We start from the raw sequence: 24,556 nt of genomic DNA on the forward strand, positions 1-24,556 counted from the left end.
ATTATAGATAATTGCATTGATTAATACAAGTAACTTATTAGCAAATAATAAAATTGATTAATGGAAATTTGCCCATTTTTAAACCATTTCGATGGTTGTGCATGAGCTATTTGGGGTTTATTGCGAAAAGATATGGCTAATTTCTACAAATTAAGTCCAAAAATATGCTATCCTAAGCAATTTATTTGATTGCCAAATCGACACACAGCATGAAACAATCCACCGCATTATCCATCCTAAAAACAGGGCAAAATGTCTTTTTGACAGGGCAGGCAGGCGCAGGCAAGACCTATGTACTCAATCAGTACATTGACTATTTGCGTGTGCGTGGCGTTCCTGTGGCGATTACCGCAAGTACAGGCATTGCTGCTACACATATGAACGGCATGACCATTCATTCGTGGTCGGGTATTGGCATTGCTGATAGTTTTGAAAAAGTAAATTTGCAGCGTCTGGCAGGGCGTGAGGATTATCTTGATCGTATTCGCAATACTAAGGTATTGATTGTTGATGAAATTTCGATGTTGCATCTTAAGCAGGTGGATGCCATCGATGCAGTGATGCGCCATTTTCGCAAAAGTGAGCTGCCGTTTGGCGGGGTGCAGGTGATTTTTTCGGGTGATTTTTTTCAGCTACCCCCTGTGGGTGAAAAAGGCGAAACTTCCAAAGAAAAATATGCTTTTATGTCAAAGGCTTGGCTTGAATGTAATTTTCAAATCTGCTATCTGACCGAACAGCATCGCCAGGCAGGACAAGGTGAGCGAGAAAAGTACGGCTTATCACTCAATGATATCCTAAACCAAATCCGCTCGCAGACCGTCACTCAGCAGGCGGTCGATGTGCTAAGTGGCACGCAGATGCATACGGTTGCGATGAACCGCACGCGCCTATACACGCACAATACCGATGTTGATAAGATCAATCAAAAAGAGCTCGATCAGCTTGATGCCACGCCGCAATCCTTCGTCGCGGTGAGTACTGGCGAGAAAGCACTGCGCGAAACCTTGCTCAAAAGCGTGCGCGCGCCTGAGACACTGACGCTGAAAATTGGCGCAAAGGTGATGTTTGTCAAAAATATGCCGCTGCTTGGTGTGTATAATGGCACGATGGGCGAGATCAAGGCATTTATGGGTGTATCAGGCAAGCAATACAAAGACGCCAAAGCGGTGATCGATGAAGTGGCGTATCCGATCGTACAGCTCAATAACGGCGGTGAAGTCTTGGCTGAACCTGAAGAATGGACGACCGAAGGGCGTGATGGCGAAGTGCTGGCGAGCGTGACGCAAGTGCCTTTGTGCCTTGCGTGGGCGATTACCGTGCATAAGTCGCAAGGCATGACGCTTGATGCCGCTGAGATTGACCTATCCAAGACCTTTGAGATGGGGCAGGGCTATGTGGCGTTGTCACGGCTGCGCTCCTTAGATGGTCTAAAATTATTAGGGCTGAAGATTAATAGCCTATTACTGGATGAATGGGTGCAGTTCATTGATCGGCGATTGATCGAGTTGTCACAAGAGCACGCGCAGGCGTTTGGTGTATTGGATGATGACGCGCTAGAGCAGATTTACACTGCCTTTATCGATGCTTGTGGGGGTATTACCGACCCTGCCAAGATCGCCTTGAACGAAAAGCATCTGGCAGCCAAAAAACAAGCCGCCGCCCAGCGCAAAGCCAAAGCCACGCAGCACAAAAAAGACGCTGTGCAGTCTAATGGACTGACTGCCACCGTGAACGCCACTTATGGGCTGATACAGACAGGCATGACGCTTGAGAATATCGCAGCTGAGCGCAGTCTTGCGCTATCGACGGTGATTGGGCATTTGGATGATGTGATCAAGGCGGGCAAAGAGATTGACCGAGCCAAATATCAGCCTGATGCCGATGTCTTGGCTGATATTCAAGCGGTGTATGAACAGCTCGATGCCCAAGGGGAGTTTGTCGATGGGGTGAAGTTGCGCCCGATTGCCGAAGAATTAGACAGTAAATATAATTATAACCAAGTGCGTTTGGCGTTGATTTTTATTGATACCAAAGCCGATCAAGGTGCGGATAAGGCGGGTGATGATGCGTGATAAACCTACTCTTCGCCTTGCTATCAATGGCTTTGGGCGTATCGGTCGTAATGTGCTGCGTGCTTTTGTCGCGCGGTATCGCTTACTGTATCGGATTGAGCTTGTGGCGATTAATGATGTCGCCGATTGGCAGGTGCTGCTGCATTTATTGCAATTTGACAGCACGCACGGACGCTTTAGCCAGTTATCCCAAGATGGCACAACGACAGCGCAAATCATCGATGATACCGATGATGGTACAAGAAAGCTGTGCATTTGTCATGAGAATCAAGCCTTTGATATTTTGTTATTAAACCAAAGAAATCCTGAATATTTACCGTGGCAAGAGCTTGGTATCGATGTGGTGCTTGAGTGCAGCGGGCATTTTCGCTCTTATGCCGATGCGTCGCGCCACAGGCGAGCGGGGGCGGCGCAGGTGATCGTTGGTGCTGCGCCATTTGATGAGATTGACGCCAGTATCGTGATTGGGGTGAATAATGATGAGCTGAACCGAGATTTGCCGATCATCTCAAGCGTCTCTTGTACCACGCAGGCATTGGTGCCGCTGTTGTCGGTGCTGGATAATGAATTTGGCATACGCTCAGTGATGATGACAGAGATCCATGCGGTGACAGCCGACCAAAGTGTGCTCGATCAAGCGCATCGCGATTTGCGCCGTGCGCGTGCCAGTGGGCATAATATCATACCGACGACATCAAGTAGCATCAACGCCACTGAGCGCGTGCTACCTGCCATGCAAGGCAAAATCAATGGGCATTCGATTCGTGTGCCGACCATTAATGTCGCTGCCATCGATGTGACGGTGACATTCACTCAGCCTGTACCGATTGAGCAAATCCGCCGCAGTCTGCAAGCCCAAAGCACAGGGCGGCTACAAGGCATCATGGGCTATACTGATGCACCGCTTGTGTCGAGTGATTTTATTGGCGACAGTCATTCTTTGGTGATTGATGGCGCGCAGCTGATGGCAGCAGGCGAGCTTGTGAAGATTTTCGCGTGGTATGATAATGAGTGGGGTTATGCCAATCGACTGCTGGATATGTGTGATATTTTGGCAAATCGCTAAATTTTCAATCCAATGAAAACTGTACTTGGGCAATCTGTCCACGATCATCGCCGTGCTGTGATTTTTCTTGCCAATGTAGCGAGTTTTGGCTCATTAAAAGTAGGTTTGATACGCGCGTGCCGTAGTGATTACTTGCAATAAAAGTCGATGATAGCATCTTCTCCCATGTGTCATCGATGCCTGTATTAGGAAGTTTGTCGTCAGGCAATTGCCTGTCATCTTCTAACAATTGCCATGCGATGGGCGATAGGGCGTCTGATAAATCATTAAGCTTCTCATATTGTGTGCTTTGGGCGATGGGCAGTAGCTCTTGGACGAATCGCTGTCGCAGATGTGCGCATTTGTGCCAATGTTCGCTCTTAAGGTTATTGCTGACGACATGGACGCCGTGGGCAAGTAGCTCAATGCCATCACCGCGGTTGCTGATATACACTGCTTGCTGTCTGTCACCGATGATTAGATTAAACCCTGCAAACTGCTTAAAGCTTGGACTAAGACTTCTGCCAAATGCCATAGGGCTGACATCACTTTGTAAATATTGCGCCACTAGATGACCGCGACTGGTCGCATAAGTGGTTTTATCCAAGCCATTGCGATGATTGGTCAGCACCGCCCAGCGACCTGCGCGCGTCACACCCATCCAAGTGCCATGCGCTTGTTCATCCTGCCCTGCAAAAATCCCCGATTGCCACTCGTGCAAGGATAATGATTTGCGCGCATAAAATTCATCACGATTAGAAATCAGACATAAGGGCAAATCAGGCAACACTTGCCACGCCAAAGCTACGATACACATGGGTAAAAATTATTGATAAAGATGGGTTTGAGTATAGCAGGTTTTGATAAAAAGTAAAACACGCACAAAGAAAAACGCACCTAAGTTAAACTTAAGTGCGTTTTAGAATATTGGCATCCCATAGGGGATTCGAACCCCTGTTACCGCCGTGAAAGGGCGGTGTCCTAGGCCTCTAGACGAATGGGACACTAGGTTGTAAAGTCAATCTTAATCAAGTTTGCTTTACCAACTTTCGGCGCTTTCACCGTTGTTCCGAAAGTGCGCACATTATAGCACAGTTTTGATGGTGGTCAAGTATTTTTTCTAAAAATTTCGCAAAAATTCAGAATATTTTTATAAGTCATTGATTTATCGATATTTTATTATGTAATTTATCCACTCTACCAAGTGAAGATTTCTCGTCACCAAATTTATTTACTCAATTTACAGCCAATAAAAAACCGTTCATCCTTTGGCTGGGTGAAGCCTAAGCCTAAAATGAACGGTTTGTAGTCGTGTAATGCTAATTAATCTTTAAAATTGTTAAATTGTAGCGGTACACCAAACGATTTTTCTTTTAAAAATGCCATCGCTGCTTGTAGATTGTCCTTTTTCTTGTCGGTCACGCGCACTTTATCGCCTTGGATGCTGGTGGCGACTTTCAGATCAGACTCTTTGAGTGCTTTGGCGATTTTTTTGGCGCTGTCGGCATCCAGACCGTCTTTTAGGTTGATGACTTGTTTGGTGTGCTTGCCTGATTGGGCTTTGTCTTGTGGGTCAAGCGACTGTAGGTCCACACCGCGTTTGATCAGCTGTTTTTCCAAGATGGCATAGACGTTGTCCGCTTGTAGCTCATTATCCGTGGTGATGGTGATAGTTTTGGCTTTTTCGTTCATCTCGATGCTGATGTCGCTGCCCTTAAAGTCAAAGCGAGTGGCGATTTCTTTATCAGCATTGCCGATGGCGTTGCGGACTTCTTGAACATTTAATTCAGAAACGATATCAAAAGATGGCATATTTTTACTCCAATTTATTCATTAACTCTTTAAAATCAACACTCTACACCATTACCATCAGCATCATCGGTTGATGCATCATCACAAGCGACTGGTGATAGTAGCGGTGTGTGATTGACGATATGGCAAAACAGTTCGGCAGTTTTTTGGGTGTCGTATAAGGCAGAGTGGGCGTGTGAATTATCAAACTCAATCCCTGCCATGATGCAAGTGCGAGCCAGCACCGTATGTCCATAGGCAAGGGCGGCAAAGCTTGCGGTATCTAGCACGCTAAAGGCATGAAAAGGCGAGTGATTTTTGCTATTGGTGCGGGCGATTGCCGCATTCAAAAATCCCAAATCAAAATGTGCATTATGCCCAACAAGGATGCACTGACGACAGCCATGTTCTTTTTTGAGTGCTTTTAGTTGCTTAAAAATACGACGCAAGGCGAGTTTCTCGTCTTCACTGATAGCTTTGCGAAATGGGCTATCAGGATTGATGCCGGTGAATTTGAGCGCAGCAGGTTCAAGATTTGCCCCTGCAAAAGGCTCAATATGTGCATTGAGCGCTTCTCCTTGGTATAGCTTGCCATGCTCATCCATCAAAATTGGCACGCAAGCAATCTCAAGCAGTGCATCGGTGGCGGCATTAAACCCTGCGGTCTCAACATCGACCACCACAGGCAAAAATCCACGAAAACGATTGGCAATCGTTGGTGTTACAGCATCACTCATCAGCTCACCACTTGCCAGTCAATTTCCGTACCTGCCAGTAGTGGCGTCAAGGTCTTGTCACCCAAATAGTCATAATGCGATGGGACGGTTTGGGATTGTTTGATAAGCGTGATGGTGCTGGTATTGATAGGTAAGCCGTAGAAGTTCGCACCAAAGACTGATGCGAAGTTTTCAAGCTTATCCAGTGCATTCATCTGTTCAAAGGCAGCGGCATACAGCGGTAGAGCGTGCACGGCACTATAACAGCCGGCACAGCCACAGGCGGATTCTTTGGTATGGGTGGCGTGCGGTGCAGAGTCCGTACCCAAGAAAAACTTCGGATTGCCACTGGTGGCGACTTGTAATAGACGCTGTTGATGGCTTTGGCGTTTTAGGATTGGTAAGCAATAATAATGCGGTTTGACACCACCGACCAGTAGATGATTGCGATTGAACAATAAATGCTGCGGCGTGATGGTAGCAGCGACATTGTCAGCTTGCGCTAGGACAAAATCCGCTGCGTCGCTTGTCGTGATATGCTCACAGACGACTTTGAGCGATGGGAAGTGGCTGATGATATCGCTTAATACATCATCCAAGAATCGCTTTTCACGGTCAAAGATGTCAATATCGCTGTGCGTCACTTCGCCATGTACCAGTAGTGGCAAGCCAATCTCTTGCATGGTCTCAAAGACACTGTAGCGACCTTTGATATCGGTGACGCCATCGGCTGAATTGGTGGTTGCGCCTGCTGGGTATAGTTTGACCGCTGACACGACACCTGATGCGACCGCTGCACGGATGTCATCGCTCGTGGTGTGGTCAGTCAGATACAGCACCATGCGTGGGTCAAAGGCATCTTTGCGTGCTTGCGCCAAATTGCTTGCCATCAGTGCATCCAAGATACGCTCACGATAAGCGATGGCTTGTTCTGTGGTTTTGACAGGTGGCACCAAATTTGGCATACAAATCACACGGTTAAAGCTACCTGCGGCGTGTGGCACAGTCGTCGCTAGGGCATCGCCATCACGCAGATGGATGTGCCAGTCATCAGGCTGAATGAGAGTAAGAGTAGTGGTCATAATCGGCTCACTTGGCTGTATGTCTATTGAGTAGTGATTGATAAATTATACAATATTTCTCAATGAAATGGCTAAAATCAATATCTTGCCATTATTCTAGCATGGGGCGGTTTTGTCAAGCTGTTTGCAGGATAAATTTCTCAAGCAGGGCAGAAAAAACCAAATTGATACTGTATGTCTAAAAAAGTGTCTAAAAAAGCATTTGATAGTCGGCAAAAAAGCAAAAAAATTCCCAACCGTCAGTACGATTGGGAATTTGATGGTTTTAAAGAAACTGGCTTATTTGCCTTTATTCTCAAGCTGTGGCACAGCATTGCCACCGCCTAGACCAAGCAGACCTGATTGGACATACAGACCCAGTTTTTGGCGGGTGTCAGCAATGTCAAGGTTACGCATGGTCAGCTGTCCGATACGATCAAGCGGGGTAAATGCCGCATCTTCGACTTTTTCCATCGATAGGCGATCAGCTTCGTAGGTTAGGTTTGGTGACTCGGTATTTAGGATGCTGTAGTCATTACCACGGCGTAGCTCAAGGGTAACTGTGCCTGTGATTGCCTTAGCGACCCAGCGCTGTGCTGTTTCACGCAGCATTAGGGCTTGTGAGTCGAACCAGCGACCTTGATACAGTAGGCGACCGAGACGCAGACCGTTGATACGGTACTGCTCGATGGTGTCTTCGTTGTGGATGCCGGTCACCAGACGCTCATAGGTAATGTGCAGTAGTGCCATGCCTGGGGCTTCATAGATACCACGAGATTTGGCTTCGATGATGCGGTTTTCGATTTGGTCAGTCATGCCTAGACCGTGGCGACCGCCGATTTCGTTGGCTTTTAGAATCAAATCAACTAGGCTGTCAAATTTCTCACCATTGATGGCGACAGGCACACCTTCTTCGAATGTGACGCTGACGGTTTCAGGTTTGATTTCGACAGTCTCATCCCAGTAGCGTACGCCCATGATTGGCTCGACAATCTTGTGGCTGGCATCGAGATACTCAAGGTCTTTGGCTTCGTGTGTTGCGCCAAGCATATTTGAGTCAGTTGAGTAGGCCTTTTCTTTACTCATCTTGTAGTCATAGCCATTATCAATCAAGAATTGGCTCATCTCGGCACGACCGCCAAGCTCATCGATGAAAGTTTGGTCAAGCCATGGCTTGTAGATTTTTAGTTCAGGATTGGCAAGCAGGCCATAGCGATAAAAACGCTCAATGTCATTGCCCTTATAAGTTGAGCCATCACCCCAGATATTGACATCATCTTCACGCATGGCTGACACGAGCATCGTACCTGTCACCGCACGGCCAAGTGGCGTGGTATTAAAGTACGGCATACCGCCTGTGGTAACATGAAATGCACCGCACTGAATGGCTGCGATACCTTCTTGGGCGAGCTGTAGGCGGCAATCGACTAGGCGTGCCTTGACTGCGCCGTATTGCTCAGCTTTGGCAGGGATGGCGTTATAATCATCTTCATCAGGCTGGCCTAGATTGGCGGTATAAGCATAAGGCTCAGCGCCTTTTTGTTTCATCCAAAGTAGGGCAGCAGAAGTGTCCAGACCGCCCGAAAAAGCGATACCGACTTTTTTGCCGACAGGCAGGTGCTGTAAAATGGTTGCATTACTCATTGCATAATCCTTGATTTATCACAAAAAGAAATAAGGTCATGGCTGATTATAACATTTTGGCGGTTGTTGTGGGGGCTTTTGCAGAAAATTTCTTAAAAAAATGATAAATTTTGTCAGTGAACTTTGATATTTATACCCAAAAGGCTCAAAGCTTTGTTATACTATCAATTTTAGAAATGATGATTATTTCTTGGTAGGGCATTCATGCATCGGCTGAATACCGTGCCAAGCATGGAAAATACCATGACGACACAGCTACATATCGATACTCAGACGCAGACCCTAAGCCTAATCCAAGACGGTCAAGTGCTGCGAAGTTTTTTGGTCTCAACCGCCAAAAATGGCACAGGACAAGCCGAAGGCACGGGCTGTACACCGCTTGGCAAGCATAAGATTAGCGAAAAATTCGGTGATGACTTGCCAAATAACGCTGTCTTTGTCGCGCGTCAATTCACCGGTGAGCTGTATGATGATAAGCTTGCCTGTGAGTATCCTGAGCGAGATTGGATTTTGGGTCGGATACTGTGGCTCGATGGCTGTGAAGATGGCATCAATAAAGGCTGTGATGCCGATGGTATCTGCGTCGATACCAAATCTCGCTACATCTATATCCACGGTACGCCTGATAGCGAGCCGATGGGCGTGCCACGCTCGCACGGCTGTGTGCGGATGCGACTTGATGATTTAGAAAAACTGTATAATCAAGTTGATATTGGCTGTGAAGTTGTGATTAAATAGGTATAAGTTGATCAGTTTGCAAAGCAGTCGCTTTGATAGTGAAGGCTTTGATAAAATGGCTTTAAAACAAAAGGTGAGAGGATGAAAAAATTTGCACTGATTTTGGCAACGATGAGTATCTTAACCGCGTGCCAATCCACTAATGGCGTTAATCACAATGGTCTAAAAATCACCAAAAAAGATGGCGTAACCACCGCCGTGCCGACGACCGCGCCCAAGCATTCTAAGCCATCGGCAGATGCACTTGAATACGCACCACAAGTGGCACAAAATGCCACAGCGGGCAGCTTGATCATTTTATTTGAACCATCGGCAAAAGATGCGGTGCTTGAGCTTGTGAAACGCCGTGGCGATACGCTGCTATACGAGTACAAAAACATAAGCGGCATTGCCATTCAGCCAATGTATCACAGTATTGAGCCGACCATTTCATCGTATAAGAAGATTAATGGCGTATTAGGCGTCACAAAAAGCCAAGTGCATCAGATTGGTCTGCCAAATGTGCAATGAGTTTAGAGTGGTTAGAAATTGATTATTTTAAGTTAATTATTGCAAAGTAATTATCTTAAAATAATAAAAAAAGGTAATGTCATGAATCTTCAAAAAGTCGATCTGAATTTGCTGTTTTATTTGGATGTGCTATTGCGCGAGAAAAATGTCACGCGCGCAGCTGAACAGCTTGGCATCACTCAGCCTGCGATGAGTAATATTTTGCGCCGTCTGCGTTCGCTGTTCAATGATCCGTTATTGGTGCGTTCGTCTGAAGGTATGACGCCAACCGAGCGTGCGTTTGAGCTACAGCCGCGTATCCGTGAAGTGCTGTCAGACATCACCACTTTGCTTGAGCCGCGCACTGAGTTTCGTCCGTATAGCACATCGCGCGTGTTTCGTATCATGACCAGTGACTATGCCGAAGCGACACTTGTGCCTAGGCTGGTCAAGGCATTGCGTTCAGAAGCGCCAAATGTCATTTTGGACTTTTTGACACCGTCAGATGTGTCATATCGAGATATGGAACAAGGGCGGGTGGATTTGGCGATTAACCGCTTTAATGAAATCCCCCAAAGTTTCCATCAGGTCTTGGTGTGGCGTGATACATTCAGCTGTCTGTTGTCCGCCGAAAGTCCGTATGTCAATCGCTTTAATCTAAAAAACTACCTAAAAGCGCAGCACGTCTGGGTATCAAAGACGGGGATGGGTGTCGGCTTTGGGGTCAATCCCGAAAAATCAGGCGGCCTTGGCTCTATCGACCAAGCGCTACAACGACTTGGTCAAAAACGCCAAATCAGCGTCTTTACCCGTCATTATCAGATGCCTGCGATGCTTGCGGCAAATAAGGATTTGATTGCGACACTACCCACTCGTGTGGCAAAACTACAGGCGGATAATAATTCACAAATTGTTGTCAAAGAACCGCCGTTTTTTATTCCCGAATTTGAGCTGACGATGGCGTGGTCACCACTATTACAGCATCATCCTGCACATCGCTGGTTGCGGCAGCTGATTTTGCATGTCGCGCGTCAAGTCATCGCCGAAGAAGAGCAAGCGGTGAAAAGTGCAAATAAAAATTAAACCGAATAAAAAAAGATTGTGATTTGACTGAACCGCACCCCAAAAGTTAGACAGCCTTTGGGGTGTTTTTATGACCAAATACACAATGGACTTTAAACTGTCCGTCATTCAACATTATTTAACAGGACATAGTTACAATCAGACAGCCAAATTTTTTGGCATAGAAAGCTCTATCATCCAAAACTGGGTGAGACTCTACCAAACTCATGGGATTGATGGCATTCGCCCAAGAACAAGCAAAGCCAGTTATTCACCAGCATTTAAACACACAGCAGTATTACAATTACTCTCTGGCAAATCTATGCCAACAGTTGCCACTGAATTAAACATCAGTAGCCCAAGTGTGCTCTTTCAATGGTTAAAAGCTTATCAAACTCATGGTATCATGGGACTTACTCCCAAACCTAAAGGCAGAAGACCTATGAGCAAATCAACCAATAAATCAGATAAAGTAGCCAAAGCAACGAAAACAAGCAAAGTAGCTAAAACAGCCAAGGTGGACAGGACAGATAAAACACTAACCAATGAACACGCCGAGTTACTCAGACGCATTCAATATCTAGAAGCTGAGAATGCTTATCTAAAAAAGCTCGATGCCTTAATTCGTCAAAAACACAACGCATCATCACCCAAGAAAAAGTGATGATTGTGCAAGAATTAAGGCAAACCTATCTGATTGATGATTTGCTTAACGTGTCACACTTACCAAGAAGTACTTTTTACTATCATCTAAAACAATTAAGCAGACCTGAGCAAGACACTGTTATCAAAGATAAAATCCAAAACATCTACCACGCTCACAAAGGCAGATATGGCTATCGGCGTATTACCCTAGCACTAAAGCAGTTAGGCTTTGTTATCAATCATAAAAAAGTGCAACGGCTAATGCACGAGCTTGGGCTTAAAGCAGTAATTCGTCGTAAGCGAAGCAAACACAGCACTTACCGTGGACGAGTAGGCAAAATCGCTACCAATGTCTTAAACCGTGATTTTAAAGCAGACAAGCCCAATCATAAATGGGCAACAGATGTCACTGAGTTTAAAATACAAAGCAAAACTTATGATGGCGGTATCAAAGAGCAAAAGCTGTATTTATCACCCATCATTGATTTGTATAATGGTGAGATCATTAGCTACAGTATCAAAGACAGACCGACTTATGAGTTAGTGCAAGACATGCTACACAAAGCCATAACAACGCTAACTGGTGATGACAAACCCATCTTGCATTCTGACCAAGGCTGGCATTATCAAATGAGCAATTACCAACAAACCTTAAAAGACAATGACATTATCCAAAGTATGTCAAGAAAAGGTAACTGCTTGGATAATGCAGTGATAGAGAGTTTCTTTGGGACATTAAAAGAAGAGATATTTTATGAGAAAACTAAATTCACTTCACCAGATGAGCTTAGAAAAGTGATTGATGAGTACATTCACTACTACAACCATGATAGAATAAAGAGCAAATTAAAAGGACTGAGTCCTGTACAATACAGAACTCAGTCCTTGATGAAACCTTAACCGTTAATCTTAGTGTCTAAGAATTGGGGGTCGGTTCATTTGACCCACAATCTTTTTTGTTTTACTGAGCTTTATTTTCCAAATGCGCGCGCTTATCTCGCTGATCAGGCAGGGTGCTGCCATCTTTATCGAAGCTTGATAGCGGACGAAAGGCGATGTTTTGTACGGGGAATTTTTCATGCTGTACCAATCGCCAATTGTGTGCGCCATCGTTACTGATTTGCACATAATATTTGGCAGGTGTTGGATCGAGTGTCACTTTTCCAGTATAGACATTGTCTGTGCTGTGCGTGATGGTAAAATCGCGATCTTTATCATTATCTGTCGCATGAGAGATGCGCACAGCTAGGCTTCTTGGATAGGTCAGTGGCGTGCCATCGTGAAATTTACCCGATGATAAACTGTCGCTAGGATAATTCAGCTCAAAGCGCACTTGCGTATCATCACCATCTGATGACAGGCGCATGATGCCAGTGATGCCTAGATCATGGCTCATCTTATCGCGTGAAGCGTCTTGGTACAGGGTTTTGCCATCCATATACCAATCATCGCGTACGGTGCTGTCTTGAATTTTTATTGAATAAAAAATAAAGAATAAACATACAATCACCACCAGTGCAGGCAGACCGATGACGAAGACCAGTACCATGTAGTTTTTGTACCAGACATTGGCTGAATTGTTGGTTTCACGGGTAGGCATAAACTTTCCAAAGAACAAAAATCAAGCCCTATTGTAACACAACAGGGCTTGAATGGCAGGGCTGCAGCAAGTTATTTTTTATCTTTTGAAGTTTGGTAGATAAAGGTATCTTGTGCAGATGCGCTGTATTGGCCATCTTCGCTATATACGGTGATGGTGATCGGCGTGCTTTCTTGGCTTAGGCTGGCTGCAGGCGCGATGATGTTCACAGGCAGATCGTATGGCTCATTGGCGTTCAATGGCAATTTTTCAAAGCGTGACTGTAGTTTCATCTCGCCGGGATTTTCTAGGTGCACGCGATAGACATGGCGTTCGTCTGTTTTATTGACGATTTTTAGCACATAGCTATTTTTCACCATGCCATCACGATCGATGGTTGATAGCTGCTGACGGTTGTGACGGATTTCCATCTCAAGCGGTGCGCGACCTACAGCCACTAGGGTCGCTGCTGTGATACAGGCGCCAAGCACCGCGATATAAGCGAAGATACGCCAGCCGATGATTTTGGTTTTTTGTTTCTCGACCAATTGACGCTCGGTAGTATAGCGAATCAAGCCGCGCGGATAGCCGACCTTGTCCATGATCTCATTACACGCATCGATACACGCCGCGCATTGGATGCATTCAACTTGCAGGCCATCACGAATATCGATACCTGTCGGACAGACTTGCACACACATGGTGCAGTCCACGCAGTCGCCATAGCCTTCGTGTTCTGCGCCTTTTTTGCGTGCACCGCGTGGCTCGCCGCGTTCATAGTCATAAGAGACGATCAAGGTGTCTTTATCGAACATCACCGATTGGAAACGACCATAAGGGCAAATATACACGCACATATGCTCGCGCATATAGCCGCCGTTGATCTGCGTGACTAGGGTGATGAGAATGAAGAAAATCCAACTCATCTTACCCCATTCCATAAAGAACAGCGGATTGCCATTAAAAATCAGCGTATCGGTGCCAACGATGAACGCCATAAAGGTCAATGCTGTCACCGCAGAGATCATACCCCATATCGAGTGAATCAGCACAAGCTTCATTGCCTTAGATGCACTCATCGGCTCACGGTCGAACTTCATGCGCTTATTACGCTCGCCCAAGATCCACTTCTCAATATGCTGATACAGATGCACATAAATGGTCTGTGGGCAGGCATAACCGCACCACACGCGGCCAGCATAGACTGTCACCATAAATAGCAGCATCGCCGCGATGATAAAGACAAAGGCAAAGAAATAAAAATCTTGTGGCATGAAAGTTGCGCCAAAGATATAAAACTTCGGCTCAATCACATCAAACAAAATCGCCTGTCGCCCATTCCAGCGAATCCACGGCAAAATCAAAAAGCCAATCAAAATGGCATACATGCTCACTAGGCGAATGTTTTGATATTTACCTTTGACAAATCGCGGATGCACGCGCACCTTGGTCGCGTCCATGTCTTTGGATGTTGGAATGATTTTTTCGGGAGCGGGGCGGGGCTTTTTCTTTGGTTTTTCTTGTTCGGACATTGTCGTCACCTTGGCTGGCTATGGTTGATGCGTGCTAAAATGCGAAATTTTGGTTAATTTAACAAAAACAATGACGCATTCACATCATCCACATGGCTTAAGCGAAATTAATCGAAAATGGTAAAAACTTATGATGAATTTTCATAAGATTAACGGTGCTTATATTACCATTTTTTGTAGGGTTTTTGTATGGGAAATTGAAAATGTTGCTTATTTATTGTGAATTTTACCAAAATTAACCCACAAAAAAGGGACGAAATCTCGCCCCTTGTGCTGCATTTATCACTTATAGAATGATTAAAATTCAGTAATCGCAAGGATCTGCTTGAATAATGCTTTTTGTTCTTGGCTTGGCTTGGCAGATTGTAATGCCATTACTTGGGTCATGTCACCATCGACACGGATTTTGCCAAGCATAAAGGCTTCGATGGCAATATTGACATCGCCTGTTGAGATGATTTGAACCAAAGTTTCGCGATCGACAGTCACAGTGCTGTTGGCATTGTCCACCAAGCCTTGTGCGATTTTACCATTTTTTAGGTGTAGCTCGGCAGCATCATCGCCTGTGATGATGGCGTTTAATAGTACACTGTCAAGATTTGGCGCAAGGTTTAAATCGCCAGCTTGTGCGTTTAGTGCCGCGACTTCATCAAACCAAGCTTGTGAAAGAAATTTTGCCATTGTGATCCATCCTTATAAAAAAATCATTGGTTTATTATAAGGCAAAAAGCGTACAAATGCGTAAAACTTTGCTGTCTATTTGTGAAAAAACACCAAAAACCGTGTAAGAATAGACAAAGTTTGGCAAAACAATAAGTAAAACAGCAGCCAGTAACAATGATAACTGGTTGAAATTATTAGGAATTTCGATAAAATTGGCGAGAATTTCAGCGATTATTGCCAAAAAATTTCAATATTTTTACAAAATATACCCAAAAATTACATTTGTGTTGTATAATAAAAGGTGATAAACCGCTAATAATACCTTATTATTAGTATGGGTATGAGCAAAAGTTGGCAAACACTGCCAACAATAGTACGCAAAAGTTTGTCAAAATCGCATCATTAGTCGCAAATTTCGCCGTTTGTATCGCCGTTTGACATCGGATTTGATGACCGTTGTCGGTGTTTTTGGACATTCCTTAAAAAAATTGGGGAATTTTTTGTATTTTGCACGCTTGCAAGGATGATATTTGCCAAACTTTGCGTTACAATAGACACACAAATGAAAGCAAGTGAAGGTTTGGGTAAAATTTACCCACCAAAAGTCACTCAAGCTAAATAAATCGGGCTGCACAGGAAAATATCCAATGAGTCTATACAAATCAGCAGTGGCTCCGCTATCCGTTGATCATGAGTATGAAATCACCATCGTGCGATTTTTTACCATCATGGCGGTGGTTTGGGGCATCATTGGCATGGCTGTCGGTGTTTTTATTGCATCGCAGTTGGCATGGCCAGTTTTGAACTTTGATACATCATGGCTATCTTTTGGACGCTTAAGACCGCTACATACCAATGCGGTGATTTTTGCGTTTGGGGGATCGGCACTTTTTGCAACATCTTACTATATCGTCCAGCGTACTTGTAAAACCAGACTATTTGCCCCGTATTTGGCGTGGTTTACATTCTGGGGTTGGCAGGCGATTATTGTCGCTGCAGTGATTACTTTGCCGCTTGGTTATACATCAGCTAAAGAGTATGCTGAACTTGAATGGCCGATTGATATCGCCATTGCCTTGGTGTGGGTTGCTTATGCCATCGTATTCTTCGGTACGATTATCAAACGCCAAACTTCACACATCTATGTAGCAAACTGGTTCTTTGCTGCGTTCATTATTACCATTGCGCTACTGCATATCGTCAATAGCTTTTCGGTTCCAGTAGGTGCGTTGAAGTCTTATTCGCTATTTGGCGGTGCGACTGATGCTATGGTTCAATGGTGGTATGGTCATAATGCTGTTGGTTTCTACCTAACTGCTGCATTCTTGGGTATGATGTACTACTTCATTCCTGTGCAAGTCGGTCGCCCAGTGTATTCATATCGTCTATCGATCGTACACTTCTGGGCATTGATTGCTTCTTATATGTGGGCAGGTGGTCACCATCTACATTATTCAGCATTGCCTGACTGGACTCAGTCTTTGGGTATGGTGTTCTCGTTGATCCTATTTGCACCATCTTGGGGTGGTATGATTAACGGTGTTCTAACCCTATCAGGCAGCTGGGATAAATTGCGTACTGACCCTATCATCCGTTTCTTGATCGTTGCACTATCATTCTATGCGATGAGTACCTTCGAAGGTCCGATGCTATCGATTAAAGCGGTGAACGCTATCAGCCATAACACTGACTGGACAGTTGGCCATGTACACTCAGGTGCACTAGGCTGGGTAGGTATGGTAACAATCGGTTCGATTTATGTGCTGTTGCCGCGTATTTATAACAAAGCAAAAATGTACTCAACCGACCTAATCACACTACACTTTTGGCTTGCAACCACAGGTACAGTGCTATATATCGTTGCGCTATGGATCTCGGGTATTACCCAAGGTATGATGTGGCGTGCGACCAACCCAGATGGTACTTTGGCATATGACTTCATCCAAACAGTTGTGGTATCACACTGGCCATATGTGGTGCGTGCTTTGGGTGGTGCTTTGTATGTTGCTGGTATGGTTGTGATGGCGTATAACTGCTATCGTACCATCAAGATGCCAAGCGTCGTTGAACCAGTGGCACAGCCAAAGTCAGCTGACGAAGCTGCGACTGTACAAGCATAAGGGGTAAGCAATGTCTAAATTAACTCATGAAGTATTTGAGAAAAACACAGGTTTACTCGTTACCTTTATCGTGATCGCCATCAGCTTTGCGACCTTGGTTGAGATCGTTCCTTTGATTTTTGACCGCAATGCACCAGAAGATGGCGGCGTGAACAAACCATTGCCAAATATGCGCCCATGGACAGCACTAGAGCTAGAAGGTCGTGACATCTATATCCGCGAAGGTTGCCATGTATGTCACACCCAAATGGTGCGTCCACTGCGTGCAGAAGTTGAGCGTTATGGACCATACAGCCGTGCAGCAGAATCAGCATGGGATCACCCATTCCTATGGGGTTCTAAGCGTACTGGTCCTGACCTAGCTCGTGTGGGTGGTCGTTATTCTGACCAATGGCACATTGACCATTTGATCAATCCGCGTTCTGTCGTGCCAGAGTCTGTTATGCCATCTTATCCTTGGCTAGCCAAGAATGAAGTTGATGGTCAAAAGGTACAAGAAAAAATGCGTCTATTTAAAGAGCGTTTCGGTGTGCCTTATACAGATGCTGATATCGAAGCAGCACCAGACCAAGTACTGGGCGCAACAGAGCTTGACGCGGTGGTAGCATACCTACAACAGCTAGGTATCGCCATGAAAGGTCAGCGCTAATGGATTTGGGCGTTTTGCATAGTATTGCGACGGTGAGTGCATTCATTGCATTCATCGGCATCGCGTGGTGGGCATATTCACCAAAAAATAAAAAACGCTTTGAAGAAGATGCACAACTTGCGTTAGATGATCTTGAAAGTTCATCATCACAACAACGCACTAAGGATACACAATGAGCTTTTTTTGGGGTTCTTGGATTACCATCCTATCGCTAGGCTGTTGGCTATTTATCTTCGGTGTTTTGGTCTGGACGCTAAAATCTAAACCAGCACTTGAAGAAGACGGCACAACAGGTCATGAATATGATGGTATTCGTGAATATGATAAGCCACTGCCAAAATGGTGGTTGGTAATTTTCTTTGGTACTTTGATCTGGGGCTTGGGCTATTTCGTACTATTCCCAGCGATCATGCCAAATGCTTGGAAAGGCGTGACCACTGTTGAAGTGGATGGTCAGCCAGTTCACTGGACTTCTGCCAATGAGCTAAACAGCCAGCTACAAGCAAACAACAAAGTCTTCATCGAAAACTTTGAACAAAACATCCTAGCCAATGCAGGCGCATCAGAAGCCACTGCGATTTTGGCAAAATTGAATGATCTGCAAGCTCAGCAAAAACCAGGTGAAGAAAATGCAGATCTACAAAAGCAAATCAATGACCAAATCACATTGCTTGCACCGTATGTAGAGAAGCTAGCTGCCGATCCAGAAGCTCAAAAAATCGGTAACCGTCTATTCCTACAAAACTGCGCACTGTGCCACGGCTCGAATGCTGAAGGCGCGGCAGGTTATCCAAACCTAACCGACAACGATTGGCTGCATGGTGGTAATACGGATCAAATCCTATTGACCATCCACAACGGTCGTAACTTGGCAGAAACTGCTGGTATGCCAAATCAGCAAAAAGTCATCGGTGAAGCAGGCGTAAAAGCGGTTGCTGAGTATGTACTGAGCATTTCTGGTAACCAAAATGGCTATGAGCTAGACGCTGCTAAAGTCACTCAAGGTAAAGCTATCTTTGAAACGACTTGTGCAGTATGTCACGGCCCAGATGCTAAAGGTCAAATCGCTGTTGGTTCACCGAACCTAACTGATGACATTTGGCTATTTGGCGGTGATCGCGATACCATCCAAACTTCGATCCGTTACGGTCGTCGTGGTGTGATGCCAGAGTGGCACAGCAAGCTTGGTAACGAGCGTGTGATGCTGTTGGCTGCTTATGTGCGTTCATTGTCACAAAACCAAGCACAGTAATTGACATAGTCAATGCTGTACTGCCAAAAAGAGCTGCGATGACTGCAGCTCTTTTTTATGGACTATAAAAATCAAAATAATACAGCGCCCACGCGTCTTGCTGTACTATATGTACTATCGTAGGGTTAGTGCCCAGTCTTGTTTTGTTTTTCTATGACCATATTTACAAAAAAATGATTCACCCCCTATATTTTTTGCGTAAATTTTAGTAAAATTCACATTTACCAGTAACCGATGCATTACTATGACGACTAAATTTATCTTTGTTACCGGCGGTGTCGTGTCATCACTTGGCAAAGGCATTGCTGCTGCTTCATTAGCTGCTGTTTTGGAAGCGCGTGGCCTGAAAGTCACCATGACCAAAATGGATCCTTATATTAATGTTGACCCAGGCACAATGAGCCCGTTCCAGCACGGTGAAGTCTTTGTCACCGAAGACGGCGCTGAGACCGACCTTGACCTAGGTTATTATGAGCGCTTCTTACGCCGCTCAAAAATGACTAAGGCAAATAACTTCACCAGCGGTCGCATTTATCAAACCGTCCTTGCCAAAGAACGCCGCGGCGATTATTTGGGCGGTACAGTGCAAGTCATTCCGCATATCACCGATGAAATCAAGCACAAAATCCGTGCCAGTGGTGAAGGCTATGACATCGCCATCATTGAGATCGGTGGCACAGTGGGCGATATCGAAAGCTTGCCATTCATGGAAGCCGTGCGCCAAATGCAAGTGGAATTGGGTCGCAATAATTCACTATTAATGCACCTAACGCTTGTACCGTACATCGCGTCAGCAGGCGAGTCTAAGACTAAGCCAACACAGCATTCTGTCAAAGAGTTGCGTTCTATTGGTCTTCAGCCTGATGTGCTGATTTGCCGTTCTGAACAGCCAATCTCAGAAGACAATCGCCAAAAAATCGCACTATTTACCAATGTTGAGACGCGTGGCGTGATCTTGTGCGAAGATGCCAAATCAATTTACCAAATCCCACGCCGTTTCTATGAGCAAGATTTGGATGATTTGATCTGTGAGCGTTTTGGTATCACAGCTCCTGAAGCAGATTTGTCTGATTGGGATCAAGTGGTGAGCGATTTGTTCAACTCGCAAGGTGAAATCGTTGTTGCGATGGTGGGTAAATATGTCGAACTGCCTGATGCTTATAAATCAGTCAATGAAGCCTTGCTGCACGCAGGCATTCATAATAAGACCAAAGTACGCATTCATTATGTCAGTGCTGAGACGCTAGAGACTGACACATCAGCCATGGCTGAGATCGAAAAAGCGGATGCAATCTTGGTACCAGGTGGCTTTGGTGAGCGTGGTACTTTGGGCAAGATGAAAGCCATCGAATACGCTCGTAAAAACGGTAAGCCATTTTTGGGCATCTGCCTAGGTATGCAGCTTGCGGTGATTGAATACGCGCGTAATGTCTTGGGTTTAGAAGCTAACTCAACCGAATTTGATCGCAAAACTGCCAATCCAATCATCGGTTTGATCACCGAATGGTTCGATGAAAAAGGCGAGCTACAAATCCGCTCAGATGATTCTGATCTTGGTGGCACGATGCGTCTGGGCGCGCAGGAAGCGGAATTGGTCGCAGGTTCAAAACTTGCCAAAATCTATGGCGCGATCAACATCACCGAACGCCATCGCCATCGCTATGAGATGAACAATCGCTATATCGAGCCACTAGAAGCGGCAGGTATGAAAATTTCAGGCTACTCAGCCAAGCAGCATTTGGTTGAAGCGGTCGAGATTGACAGCCACCCATGGTTCGTGGCGGTACAGTATCATCCAGAGTTCACAAGCTCACCGCGCGGCGGTCATCCATTGTTTAATAGCTTCATCAAAGCGGCAATTGATGTGAAATCTGCCTAAATACATAAGCGCACCAAACAAGTTTTGGTGTGCTTTTATCCTTTTGAGCCAATTTAATGCTATAATCCACCTACTAAGGTAGCAAATAAAGGTAATCATTATGACACAGCCACTTACCGTTGCTCAATCTACGGTTACTGTCAGCGGCATCGAGATCGCCAACGACAAGCCATTTGTTCTGTTTGGCGGCATGAATGTGCTAGAAAGCCGTGAATTGGCATTCGAAATCGCTGAACAGTACATCGACATTTGTACACGACTAGGCATTGGCTATGTCTTTAAGGCAAGCTTTGATAAAGCCAACCGCTCAAGCCTGCATTCATTCCGTGGCCCAAGTCTAGAGACGGGTTTGACATGGCTTAATGACATCAAAGAAGCTTATAATGTGCCAATCATCACTGATGTGCACGAGCCATACCAAGCTGCACCAGTGGCGAAAGTCGCTGATGTGCTGCAACTGCCTGCGTTCTTGTCGCGCCAAACTGATCTGGTCAGTGCCATTGCGCGTACAGGTAAGGTGATCAATGTCAAAAAAGCCCAGTTTCTAGCACCACATGAGATGCGTCATATCATCAATAAATGCTTAGAAGCAGGCAATGATCAAATCATTCTATGTGAGCGTGGTTCTGCGTTCGGTTATAACAACCTGATCGTTGATATGCTTGGCTTTGACACCATGAAAGCAATGAATGTGCCTGTATTCTTTGATGTCACGCACGCACTACAAGAGCCGGGCGGTCGCGCGGACAGTGCAGGCGGTCGTCGAAGCCAAATCACCACTTTGGCGCGTGCAGGTATGGCAACAGGATTAGCAGGGCTGTTCTTAGAAGCGCATCCAGATCCTGATCTTGCCAAGTGCGACGGTCCAAGTGCGCTGCGACTAAGCCAACTTGAGCCATTCTTGACACAGATCAAGCAGCTTGATGACTTGGTCAAGGGCTTTGCGGTGCTTGACACCAAATAAGCAAATATTTAATTGTACTAATTTTTATGCCAACTGGCGATTGATAACTGATTAAAGGAGTGACTATGTACGCTGAAGAGACCAAAAACCAAATTGAAATCAAAGACATTCGCGCGCGCGAAATCCTAGATTCTCGTGGTAACCCAACCATCGAAGCGGATGTGATTCTTGCCAATGGCATCTGTGGTCGTGCCGCTGCGCCAAGTGGTGCATCAACAGGTTCGCGAGAAGCCCTAGAGCTGCGCGATGGCGAAAGCCGTTATCTGGGCAAGGGTGTCAAAAAAGCTGTCGCCAATGCCAATAGCCAAATCCGCAGTGCGCTATTAGATAAAGATGTCACAGATCAACAAGGTATTGATAATATCCTAATCGAGCTTGATGGCACTGAGAATAAAGGCAATATGGGTGCGAATGCCATGCTTGCTGTGTCGCTGGCTGCGGCAAAAGCTGCTGCACTGGCTCAAAACTTGCCGCTACATCAATACATCGCCAATCTGCGCGGTCAGACTGCATTGACCATGCCAGTACCGATGATGAACATCCTAAATGGCGGTGCGCACGCGGATAATACTGTTGATATCCAAGAGTTTATGATTGAGCCAGTTGGTTTTAGCTCATTTTCTGAAGCATTGCGCGCAGGTACTGAGATTTTCCACAGCCTAAAATCAGTGCTAAAAGCACAAGGTCTGAACACTGCGGTTGGTGATGAAGGTGGTTTTGCACCAAACTTGCGCTCAAACGAAGAAGCGATCACTGTGATCATGCAAGCGATTGATAAAGCGGGCTATAAAGCAGGTCAAGATATCTTCCTAGCACTAGACTGTGCATCGTCTGAGTTTTATAAAAATGGTCAATATATCCTAGCAGGCGAAGGCAACAAAGCCTTTGACAGCCAAGGTTTTAGCGACTATTTGACTGGTCTGTGCAACCAATACCCAATCATCTCAATTGAAGACGGCTTGGATGAAAGCGACTGGGAAGGTTGGGCATATTTGACTCAGCAACTGGGCAAAAAAGTTCAGTTGGTTGGTGATGACCTATTTGTTACCAATCCAAAAATCCTACAAGAAGGTATCGATAAAAACATCGCCAACGCGATTTTGATCAAATTCAACCAAATCGGTACGCTATCAGAAACCCTAGATGCGATTTATCTGGCTAAGCAAAACGGCTATGCGACCGTCATCAGCCATCGCTCAGGCGAAACTGAAGACTCAACCATCGCTGATTTGGCAGTGGGTACAGCAGCAGGTCAAATCAAGACAGGCTCGCTATGCCGTTCTGACCGTGTCGCCAAGTACAACCAACTGCTTCGTATCGAAGAGCAAGTGAGCGCTGCTTACCGCGGTCGCGAAGAGTTTATCGGTCTGCGCGGCTAAGAGATGGCAAAGAGTACACAGAGTTTGACTTATGCACCTAAGCGACGCATTGGCAATAACATCGGCTATCTAATCGCTATTGTCTTTGCGTCTGTGGTGCTTGCGATGCTACAGTATCAATATTGGTATGGCGAATATGGTCATGTCAATTTGCAAAAGCTTGAGCTTGATCTTAAGGATCGTCAGCGACTGATCGAAGAGCAGATGTACACAAACAGTATCCTAGTGGCTGATGTACAAGATCTGAAATCAGGGCTGTCGGCAATTGAAGAGCATGCGCGCCTTGAGCTTGGTTTGATCAAGCAAGGTGAAGTGTTCATGCAGCTGTCGAATGCGCCGATTACCTACAGTCGGCAGGTAGCGCCGAGTGCTGAAGATCAGGTGGAAGCGGTCGATGCTGTGCCTGAAGCTGTCGCCCCTTAATGCGTGGATGGTGTGAGCTTTGATAAGCTTTTACACCGACCAAATTTCCCAAAAATCGTCAACTTTCGTTTGGCGATTTTTATTATGAGTAATTCACCATGAACACCCCAACTATCCATGCCTTGATGGTTGCCGCTGGCAAGGGCGCGCGCTTTGGTGCTGATCGCCCAAAGCAGTACCTACAGATCAATGATCTACCTGTGTTGGTGCATAGTGCGCTTGCAGTCAATGAACCGCGCATTAGTGATTTAACCTTTGTACTGGCGGCAGATGATGTGTATGCAGATCAAGCGGTGCGGCAAATCGCTGATCGCTGCAATAAGCCGATTTATCGCACGCTAGGCGGTGATGAGCGCTGGCAGTCGGTGCAGGCAGGGCTAATGTCTCTAAAGGCGCGTGGCGTGGCTGATAATGCATGGGTGCTGATTCATGATGCGGCGCGTCCGTGCTTACCGATGGCGGATTTATCGCGATTGATTGATGCGATTGAGCAGATCGATCAAGGGCAGGATGCGGCCGATGCGTTGATCTTGGCAAGTCCTGTGGTCGATACGCTAAAGCGCGCACATGATGGCAAAATCCTTGAAACCGTCAGCCGTGATGGGCTGTGGCAAGCACTGACGCCGCAGGTGTTTCACTTAGGTGGGTTGATTTCGGTGCTTGATCATGTAGCGACGCACAAGCTTGTCATTACTGATGAAGCCAGTGCTTATGAATCTCTTGGTAAAATGGTGAAAATTATCCCAGCATCAAAGATGAATATCAAGCTGACTTATCCTGATGATTTGCCGCTATTGACGATGATTTTGGCACATCAAGCGCAGCACGGCTAATGATGGCTTGAGTGCGGGAT

At 45.7% G+C, this 24,556-nt stretch carries 23 protein-coding genes and 1 tRNA gene; 15 read left to right on the forward strand and 9 right to left on the reverse strand.

From position 1 onward, the window contains the following. Positions 1 to 209 precede the first annotated feature (209 nt). Together NKU06_RS08345 and NKU06_RS08350 are read left to right on the forward strand one after the other, a co-directional pair. The gene (locus NKU06_RS08345; RefSeq protein WP_254729980.1) at positions 210 to 2,072 is read left to right on the forward strand and encodes a helix-turn-helix domain-containing protein; all 1,863 of its coding nucleotides are present in this window, start codon (positions 210 to 212) and stop codon (positions 2,070 to 2,072) included. Then, a complete protein-coding gene (locus NKU06_RS08350) occupies positions 2,065 to 3,138 on the forward strand; it encodes a type I glyceraldehyde-3-phosphate dehydrogenase (protein ID WP_371928005.1) in 1,074 nt (357 codons plus the stop codon). Before NKU06_RS08345 ends, NKU06_RS08350 begins: the two co-directional genes overlap by 8 nt. A 4-nt stretch (positions 3,139 to 3,142) precedes the next feature. Here the strand turns inward: NKU06_RS08350 and NKU06_RS08355 are convergent, their stop codons facing one another. From NKU06_RS08355 to argG, 6 genes are all read right to left on the reverse strand, one after another. Beyond that, complete coding sequence (locus tag NKU06_RS08355) at positions 3,143 to 3,934, reverse strand: NRDE family protein (RefSeq protein WP_253223265.1); 792 nt, start codon at positions 3,932 to 3,934, stop codon at positions 3,143 to 3,145. Between the two features lie 111 nt (positions 3,935 to 4,045). Continuing rightward, positions 4,046 to 4,121 (reverse strand) — tRNA-Glu (locus tag NKU06_RS08360). A gap of 319 nt (positions 4,122 to 4,440) precedes the next feature. Then, a complete protein-coding gene (locus NKU06_RS08365; protein WP_254729984.1) occupies positions 4,441 to 4,929 on the reverse strand; it encodes a YajQ family cyclic di-GMP-binding protein in 489 nt (162 codons plus the stop codon). A 35-nt stretch (positions 4,930 to 4,964) separates the two neighbouring features. Next, positions 4,965 to 5,645, reverse strand: coding sequence for a ribonuclease T (rnt, locus tag NKU06_RS08370; RefSeq protein ID WP_254729986.1), 681 nt, complete (start codon positions 5,643 to 5,645; stop codon positions 4,965 to 4,967). After that, a complete protein-coding gene (pyrC, locus tag NKU06_RS08375) occupies positions 5,645 to 6,706 on the reverse strand; it encodes a dihydroorotase (protein ID WP_254729988.1) in 1,062 nt (353 codons plus the stop codon). Before pyrC ends, rnt begins: the two co-directional genes overlap by 1 nt. A gap of 279 nt (positions 6,707 to 6,985) precedes the next feature. Further along, the gene (gene argG, locus NKU06_RS08380; RefSeq protein ID WP_078253426.1) at positions 6,986 to 8,329 is read right to left on the reverse strand and encodes an argininosuccinate synthase; all 1,344 of its coding nucleotides are present in this window, start codon (positions 8,327 to 8,329) and stop codon (positions 6,986 to 6,988) included. 243 nt (positions 8,330 to 8,572) lie between these two features. Here argG and NKU06_RS08385 point away from each other — a divergent pair, with 243 nt between their 5' ends. The 4 genes from NKU06_RS08385 to NKU06_RS08400 all read left to right on the forward strand — a co-directional run bounded on the left by NKU06_RS08385 (position 8,573) and on the right by NKU06_RS08400 (position 12,163). Beyond that, the gene (locus NKU06_RS08385) at positions 8,573 to 9,067 is read left to right on the forward strand and encodes a L,D-transpeptidase (protein ID WP_254729990.1); all 495 of its coding nucleotides are present in this window, start codon (positions 8,573 to 8,575) and stop codon (positions 9,065 to 9,067) included. A gap of 81 nt (positions 9,068 to 9,148) precedes the next feature. Beyond that, entirely contained in the window at positions 9,149 to 9,577 is a 429-nt protein-coding gene (locus NKU06_RS08390; protein ID WP_254729992.1) for a hypothetical protein, read from the forward strand. Positions 9,578 to 9,658: 81 nt separating this feature from the next. Next, on the forward strand, positions 9,659 to 10,639 hold the full coding sequence (locus tag NKU06_RS08395) for a LysR family transcriptional regulator (protein WP_254729994.1): 981 nt from the start codon (positions 9,659 to 9,661) through the stop codon (positions 10,637 to 10,639). A 70-nt stretch (positions 10,640 to 10,709) separates the two neighbouring features. Further along, positions 10,710 to 12,163 (forward strand): IS3 family transposase gene (locus tag NKU06_RS08400; protein WP_254728775.1). Its coding sequence is split into 2 segments (ribosomal slippage): positions 10,710 to 11,220 and positions 11,220 to 12,163, totalling 1,455 coding nucleotides; the frame shifts between segments, so codons are not numbered across the junction. A 61-nt stretch (positions 12,164 to 12,224) separates the two neighbouring features. Here NKU06_RS08400 and NKU06_RS08405 read toward each other — a convergent pair. The 3 genes from NKU06_RS08405 to NKU06_RS08415 all read right to left on the reverse strand — a co-directional run bounded on the left by NKU06_RS08405 (position 12,225) and on the right by NKU06_RS08415 (position 15,055). Continuing rightward, on the reverse strand, positions 12,225 to 12,863 hold the full coding sequence (locus tag NKU06_RS08405) for a FixH family protein (protein ID WP_254729996.1): 639 nt from the start codon (positions 12,861 to 12,863) through the stop codon (positions 12,225 to 12,227). Between the two features lie 71 nt (positions 12,864 to 12,934). After that, positions 12,935 to 14,374: a cytochrome c oxidase accessory protein CcoG gene (gene ccoG / locus NKU06_RS08410; protein WP_253223274.1), complete on the reverse strand. Its 1,440-nt coding sequence runs from the start codon at positions 14,372 to 14,374 to the stop codon at positions 12,935 to 12,937. A gap of 297 nt (positions 14,375 to 14,671) precedes the next feature. Then, positions 14,672 to 15,055 carry an SCP2 sterol-binding domain-containing protein gene (locus NKU06_RS08415; RefSeq protein ID WP_253223275.1) on the reverse strand — a complete coding sequence of 128 codons (384 nt, stop codon included), beginning with the start codon at positions 15,053 to 15,055 and terminating at the stop codon, positions 14,672 to 14,674. 629 nt (positions 15,056 to 15,684) lie between these two features. Between NKU06_RS08415 and ccoN the strand changes: the two genes are divergently transcribed. From ccoN to ispD, 9 genes are all read left to right on the forward strand, one after another. Next, positions 15,685 to 17,157: a cytochrome-c oxidase, cbb3-type subunit I gene (gene ccoN / locus NKU06_RS08420; protein WP_254729998.1), complete on the forward strand. Its 1,473-nt coding sequence runs from the start codon at positions 15,685 to 15,687 to the stop codon at positions 17,155 to 17,157. Between the two features lie 10 nt (positions 17,158 to 17,167). Further along, entirely contained in the window at positions 17,168 to 17,806 is a 639-nt protein-coding gene (gene ccoO, locus NKU06_RS08425; protein ID WP_253223277.1) for a cytochrome-c oxidase, cbb3-type subunit II, read from the forward strand. Beyond that, positions 17,806 to 17,982: a CcoQ/FixQ family Cbb3-type cytochrome c oxidase assembly chaperone gene (locus NKU06_RS08430; protein ID WP_253223278.1), complete on the forward strand. Its 177-nt coding sequence runs from the start codon at positions 17,806 to 17,808 to the stop codon at positions 17,980 to 17,982. The genes ccoO and NKU06_RS08430 overlap by 1 nt, the downstream gene beginning before the upstream one ends. Further along, a complete protein-coding gene (gene ccoP / locus NKU06_RS08435) occupies positions 17,979 to 19,058 on the forward strand; it encodes a cytochrome-c oxidase, cbb3-type subunit III (protein ID WP_254730000.1) in 1,080 nt (359 codons plus the stop codon). Before NKU06_RS08430 ends, ccoP begins: the two co-directional genes overlap by 4 nt. A gap of 244 nt (positions 19,059 to 19,302) precedes the next feature. Then, positions 19,303 to 20,937, forward strand: a complete 1,635-nt coding sequence (locus NKU06_RS08440) for a CTP synthase (RefSeq protein WP_253223280.1) — start codon at positions 19,303 to 19,305, stop codon at positions 20,935 to 20,937. A 100-nt stretch (positions 20,938 to 21,037) separates the two neighbouring features. Beyond that, complete coding sequence (gene kdsA, locus NKU06_RS08445) at positions 21,038 to 21,901, forward strand: 3-deoxy-8-phosphooctulonate synthase (protein ID WP_253223281.1); 864 nt, start codon at positions 21,038 to 21,040, stop codon at positions 21,899 to 21,901. 65 nt (positions 21,902 to 21,966) lie between these two features. Beyond that, complete coding sequence (gene eno / locus NKU06_RS08450; protein ID WP_253223282.1) at positions 21,967 to 23,280, forward strand: phosphopyruvate hydratase; 1,314 nt, start codon at positions 21,967 to 21,969, stop codon at positions 23,278 to 23,280. A 3-nt stretch (positions 23,281 to 23,283) separates the two neighbouring features. Then, positions 23,284 to 23,703 carry a septum formation initiator family protein gene (locus NKU06_RS08455; RefSeq protein ID WP_253223283.1) on the forward strand — a complete coding sequence of 140 codons (420 nt, stop codon included), beginning with the start codon at positions 23,284 to 23,286 and terminating at the stop codon, positions 23,701 to 23,703. Positions 23,704 to 23,801: 98 nt separating this feature from the next. Beyond that, a complete protein-coding gene (ispD, locus tag NKU06_RS08460; protein ID WP_254730002.1) occupies positions 23,802 to 24,536 on the forward strand; it encodes a 2-C-methyl-D-erythritol 4-phosphate cytidylyltransferase in 735 nt (244 codons plus the stop codon). Positions 24,537 to 24,556 lie beyond the last annotated feature (20 nt).

Source organism: Moraxella sp. FZLJ2109, from assembly GCF_024296965.1.
GTDB lineage: Bacteria > Pseudomonadota > Gammaproteobacteria > Pseudomonadales > Moraxellaceae > Moraxella.

What these genes read in the sequence shown, in the direction of transcription:
- rnt (WP_254729986.1), bottom strand. Translation starts at nt 5,645, where the DNA reads ATGAGTGATGCTGTAACACCAACGATTGCCAATCGTTTTCGTGGATTT.
- NKU06_RS08455 (WP_253223283.1), top strand. Translation starts at nt 23,284, where the DNA reads ATGGCAAAGAGTACACAGAGTTTGACTTATGCACCTAAGCGACGCATT.
- pyrC (WP_254729988.1), bottom strand. Translation starts at nt 6,706, where the DNA reads ATGACCACTACTCTTACTCTCATTCAGCCTGATGACTGGCACATCCAT.
- ccoG (WP_253223274.1), bottom strand. Translation starts at nt 14,374, where the DNA reads ATGTCCGAACAAGAAAAACCAAAGAAAAAGCCCCGCCCCGCTCCCGAA.
- argG (WP_078253426.1), bottom strand. Translation starts at nt 8,329, where the DNA reads ATGAGTAATGCAACCATTTTACAGCACCTGCCTGTCGGCAAAAAAGTC.
- NKU06_RS08390 (WP_254729992.1), top strand. Translation starts at nt 9,149, where the DNA reads ATGAAAAAATTTGCACTGATTTTGGCAACGATGAGTATCTTAACCGCG.
- NKU06_RS08405 (WP_254729996.1), bottom strand. Translation starts at nt 12,863, where the DNA reads ATGCCTACCCGTGAAACCAACAATTCAGCCAATGTCTGGTACAAAAAC.
- NKU06_RS08440 (WP_253223280.1), top strand. Translation starts at nt 19,303, where the DNA reads ATGACGACTAAATTTATCTTTGTTACCGGCGGTGTCGTGTCATCACTT.
- NKU06_RS08350 (WP_371928005.1), top strand. Translation starts at nt 2,065, where the DNA reads ATGCGTGATAAACCTACTCTTCGCCTTGCTATCAATGGCTTTGGGCGT.
- ccoN (WP_254729998.1), top strand. Translation starts at nt 15,685, where the DNA reads ATGAGTCTATACAAATCAGCAGTGGCTCCGCTATCCGTTGATCATGAG.
- NKU06_RS08415 (WP_253223275.1), bottom strand. Translation starts at nt 15,055, where the DNA reads ATGGCAAAATTTCTTTCACAAGCTTGGTTTGATGAAGTCGCGGCACTA.
- kdsA (WP_253223281.1), top strand. Translation starts at nt 21,038, where the DNA reads ATGACACAGCCACTTACCGTTGCTCAATCTACGGTTACTGTCAGCGGC.
- eno (WP_253223282.1), top strand. Translation starts at nt 21,967, where the DNA reads ATGTACGCTGAAGAGACCAAAAACCAAATTGAAATCAAAGACATTCGC.
- NKU06_RS08385 (WP_254729990.1), top strand. Translation starts at nt 8,573, where the DNA reads ATGACGACACAGCTACATATCGATACTCAGACGCAGACCCTAAGCCTA.
- NKU06_RS08345 (WP_254729980.1), top strand. Translation starts at nt 210, where the DNA reads ATGAAACAATCCACCGCATTATCCATCCTAAAAACAGGGCAAAATGTC.
- ccoP (WP_254730000.1), top strand. Translation starts at nt 17,979, where the DNA reads ATGAGCTTTTTTTGGGGTTCTTGGATTACCATCCTATCGCTAGGCTGT.
- ispD (WP_254730002.1), top strand. Translation starts at nt 23,802, where the DNA reads ATGAACACCCCAACTATCCATGCCTTGATGGTTGCCGCTGGCAAGGGC.
- ccoO (WP_253223277.1), top strand. Translation starts at nt 17,168, where the DNA reads ATGTCTAAATTAACTCATGAAGTATTTGAGAAAAACACAGGTTTACTC.
- NKU06_RS08430 (WP_253223278.1), top strand. Translation starts at nt 17,806, where the DNA reads ATGGATTTGGGCGTTTTGCATAGTATTGCGACGGTGAGTGCATTCATT.
- NKU06_RS08395 (WP_254729994.1), top strand. Translation starts at nt 9,659, where the DNA reads ATGAATCTTCAAAAAGTCGATCTGAATTTGCTGTTTTATTTGGATGTG.
- NKU06_RS08365 (WP_254729984.1), bottom strand. Translation starts at nt 4,929, where the DNA reads ATGCCATCTTTTGATATCGTTTCTGAATTAAATGTTCAAGAAGTCCGC.
- NKU06_RS08355 (WP_253223265.1), bottom strand. Translation starts at nt 3,934, where the DNA reads ATGTGTATCGTAGCTTTGGCGTGGCAAGTGTTGCCTGATTTGCCCTTA.